We start from the raw sequence: 847 nt of genomic DNA, 5'->3' as shown, positions 1-847 counted from the left end.
TGGCCAAGGAAAGCCTGATGGACGACCTCGACATGTACGAGCTGCAGGCCAAGTCCTCGCGCGGCGAGAAGCTCGACAAGGTCGAGGAAATGCGCCTGGAGCTGTACCACAAGGTCAACGCCCTCGGTATCGGCGCCCAAGGCCTGGGCGGCCTGACCACGGTGCTGGACGTGAAGATCAAGATGTACCCCACCCACGCGGCCAGCAAGCCCGTGGCCATGATCCCCAACTGTGCGGCCACGCGCCATGCCCACTTCGTGATGGATGGCTCGGGCCCGGTGTACATGACGCCGCCTTCGCTGGACCTGTGGCCCAACGTGAACTGGGCACCCGACTACAACAAGAGCAAGAAGGTCAACCTCGACACCCTGACCAAGGAAGAAGTGGCCAGCTGGAAGCCCGGCGACACCCTGCTGCTCAACGGCAAGATGCTCACCGGACGCGACGCCGCGCACAAGCGCATCAAGGACATGCTGGCCAAGGGCGAGAAGCTGCCCGTGGACTTCACCAACCGCGTGATCTACTACGTCGGCCCGGTGGACCCGGTGCGCGACGAGGCCGTGGGCCCGGCCGGCCCGACCACCGCCACGCGCATGGACGGTTTTACCGAGATGATGCTGGCCGAGACCGGTCTGATCGCGATGATCGGCAAGTCCGAGCGCGGCCCGGTGGCCATCGAGGCGATCAAGAAGCACCAGAGTGCCTACCTGATGGCCGTGGGCGGCGCCGCCTACCTGGTGAGCAAGGCCATCAAGACCGCCAAGGTGCTGGGCTTTGCGGACCTGGGGATGGAAGCCATCTACGAATTCGACGTGGTGGACATGCCGGTGACGGTGGCGGTGGATGC

1 protein-coding gene is annotated in these 847 nt (G+C 64.9%); it reads left to right on the top strand.

Annotation, left to right across the window (positions count from 1 at the left end; genetic code table 11):
* The coding region (locus PMI14_RS05355) for a FumA C-terminus/TtdB family hydratase beta subunit (protein WP_007850816.1) at positions 1–847 on the top strand (847 nt) is incomplete at both ends.

It is taken from the genome of Acidovorax sp. CF316 (assembly GCF_000276605.1).
GTDB lineage: Bacteria > Pseudomonadota > Gammaproteobacteria > Burkholderiales > Burkholderiaceae_C > Acidovorax.
The sequence above is the reverse complement of the archived record's forward strand: the minus strand, read 5'-3'. Positions and strand labels throughout refer to the sequence as shown.